The 2,618-nt window shown below is 53.5% G+C and carries 5 protein-coding genes; 3 read left to right on the top strand and 2 right to left on the bottom strand.

Annotated elements, in window-relative coordinates; genetic code table 11:
• A partial coding sequence (locus WBC85_RS15380) for a tellurite resistance TerB family protein (protein WP_424439224.1) occupies positions 1-286 on the top strand: 286 nt, incomplete at its 5' end.
• A gap of 70 nt (positions 287-356) precedes the next feature.
• On the opposite strand, the gene WBC85_RS15375 is transcribed toward WBC85_RS15380, so the two are convergent.
• A complete protein-coding gene (locus WBC85_RS15375; protein WP_424439221.1) occupies positions 357-917 on the bottom strand; it encodes a L,D-transpeptidase in 561 nt (186 codons plus the stop codon).
• A gap of 159 nt (positions 918-1,076) precedes the next feature.
• Between WBC85_RS15375 and trhA the strand changes: the two genes are divergently transcribed.
• Both trhA and trxC read left to right on the top strand, forming a co-directional pair.
• Positions 1,077-1,709 (top strand): PAQR family membrane homeostasis protein TrhA, encoded by a 633-nt coding sequence (gene trhA, locus WBC85_RS15370; RefSeq protein WP_424439218.1) that lies wholly within the window; start codon positions 1,077-1,079, stop codon positions 1,707-1,709.
• A gap of 52 nt (positions 1,710-1,761) precedes the next feature.
• Positions 1,762-2,190, top strand: a complete 429-nt coding sequence (trxC, locus tag WBC85_RS15365; protein WP_424439215.1) for a thioredoxin TrxC — start codon at positions 1,762-1,764, stop codon at positions 2,188-2,190.
• Positions 2,191-2,192: 2 nt separating this feature from the next.
• On the opposite strand, the gene WBC85_RS15360 is transcribed toward trxC, so the two are convergent.
• Positions 2,193-2,618: DUF3800 domain-containing protein (locus WBC85_RS15360; protein ID WP_424439212.1), on the bottom strand; the 426-nt coding region annotated here is incomplete at its 5' end.

Genomic DNA, 2,618 nt, shown 5'->3' with positions numbered 1-2,618 from the left:
ATTTGCGTCCTATGACATTGATCGCATGAACACGATGGCGCAGACTGTTTTTGATCTGTTCGAGCAGGAAGACGGGCTGGACGCGCTCTTTGGTCTTGTGCGTGACAACCTGCCAGAGCGGTTGTTTGAAACAGGTTATGCGCTGTCTTGCGATGTGGCTGCTGCGGACGGCACTTTACAGGAAAGCGAGCTGCGCATTCTCGAAGAAATTCGTTACGAGCTGAACATCGATCGTCTGCACGCTGCAGCAATCGAGCGCGGAGCGCGCGCGCGCCACATCACCTAGACCGCTATTCACCACTTAAAAAAAGCGCAACTCCCAATTGGGGGCCGCGCCTTTTGGTTTTCGCCCGAACTTAAAGAACCGTCACAACAGTCCCGATTGGCACGCGCTCATAAAGATCTGTCACATGGCTGTTAATCATACGAATGCATCCGTTTGACACCGAACGCCCGATTGATTGCGGCTGTGTCGTGCCATGGATACGGAAATACGTATCCTTGCCGTTCTGGAACAGATAAAGCGCGCGCGCACCAAGCGGGTTGCTTGGCCCCCCCGGCATCGCATCCAGATTGCCCTTATATTTACCGTAATTCTTGGGCTCGCGCTCAATCATCTCATCCGTAGGACGCCATGTTGGCCACTCTTTCTTTACATCAATCGTCGCTGTGCCAGAAAATTCCAGCCCTGCCTTACCAACCCCGACACCATAGCGGATCGCTTTGTTCGGCGCTTCGATCCAGTAAAGGAAGTGCGAGCGCGGCAAGATCAATAGCTGGCCCGGCGCATAGTCGCTCTTGATGCGAACATACTGCGGCTTGAACTCTTCAGGTACCTGATACTCCTGAGCCTGCGCAAATTGCGGAAGCAGCATACCTGCTGCGCTGGTTTGAATGAATGTGCGACGCGAAATCATTAAGAATGCCCCTTGTTTCGGAATTGGCAACAATCTGCCAGAAATTCCGAAAATTGCAATGCCGCACGGCTCAGTGCGCCGTATGGTTACTTCAAATGTCCCTCGACACCAACAAACGCGTTTCGTATCGATCGGGCAAACCTGAAGGCACGCCTCCCCATGTATCCAAGTCCGACCCTTTCACACCGCCGCGCAGATATGGCGGTCCATACATTTGGCCTAGCCGCAATTTGCATCGCAGGCACGATCCTTATCTACAGGGCGAGCCAAGCGCTGCCTGCCCCGCTTGTCAGCGCGACAATCATTTACGTTCTTTGCGCGCTGATATCGAACCAGGCATCGTGCTTTTACCACTTCGCTCCATGGCACAGCCGCCGCATACTGCTACGCCGAATAGATCACGCTGCGATCTACCTGAGCATCACAGGCACCTTCACGCCACTGCTCGTGCAAGCAGGCACGATGCGCACTTACATCATTCTCGCCCTATGCTGGGCGTTGGCTATCGTGGCGATCTGGAACAAGATCACCAACCCGCAAGTCAAATCAAAATGGTCCACCGCCTCCTATCTCGCGCTTGGTGCCATCGGTTTGCTCGCCCTGCCCGATCTGACGAACGTTCCCGCAATCACACCAAAACTCATCCTGGCCGGTAGCGCATGCTATGCCATCGGCACGATCTTCTATGCACGCAAATCCTTGCCATTTCGTTACTCAATCTGGCACACATGGGTCAGCTTTGGCGGCATGTTCATGTTCGCAGGCATCTGGCTCGCGCTGTTCCCGTCTTGAAACCGCGTAGCGCGCACATATCTGAAATTCAGAATATGTAACGGAGGCTAAAATGGCTGGCAAAAAACTCACCTGCCTGAAATGCGCACAAGTGAACCGCGTGCCGTTTGATAAACTGGGCGATGGCCCCAAATGCGGCTCCTGCGCGGCCCCTTTGATGCCCTCCAAGGCGGTCGAGATCACTCCCGCGATCCTCACCAAAGCCTCCGCCACGGACGACGTGCCGCTGGTCGTGGATTTCTGGGCCCCGTGGTGCGGGCCGTGTAAAATGATGGGACCAGAGTTCGACAAGGCCGCAGGCCAACTCGCTGGCAAAGCGCGTCTGGTGAAGGTGAATACCCAGACCCATCAAAGCGTGTCTGGCAAGCTGGGGATCAGAGGCATCCCAACCATGATCGCATGGCAGAACGGACGGGAATTAAAGCGTCAGTCAGGGGCGATGAAAGTTGGACAGATTGTTGGGTGGGTGCCGAGGGGGTAACTTCAAGAGTTCAACGAATCGCGAAAATCTGCTAAGCTTTCAAAAGGTCCAGTTGGTCGTGGCCGTTTTTGGGTTTGCGGTCGTTTTTCCAATATGCTGAAGCGTGACAAGTCCCGAATGCGATCCGAGAACAGAGTGTTGATGTGCTCATAGTCGCGGTATTCAATTGGAGCAATTTCGTATGCCTTTAATCGACCAACAATTGTCGCAATCCAGTCCGCTGCTTGTATGTTTTGATTCAAATAACTTTCGACCTCGAATGGTGGGCTTGCTAGGCGCCTACAAGGGTTGCGCCCAAACATTGTCTTTGCAGCGCATTCTAAAAGCTCTTTTCTTGCTGAATGCTGATCCATCACTGTGACGAAAGATGTATTTCTAGTGTCGCAAAATTGATTTATTCTTCTCAGCGAGTGCGCGAAGCACGTTGT

The sequence above is a fragment of the Planktotalea sp. genome, assembly GCF_049680325.1.
Lineage (GTDB): Bacteria > Pseudomonadota > Alphaproteobacteria > Rhodobacterales > Rhodobacteraceae > Planktotalea.
The sequence above is the reverse complement of the archived record's forward strand: the minus strand, read 5'-3'. Positions and strand labels throughout refer to the sequence as shown.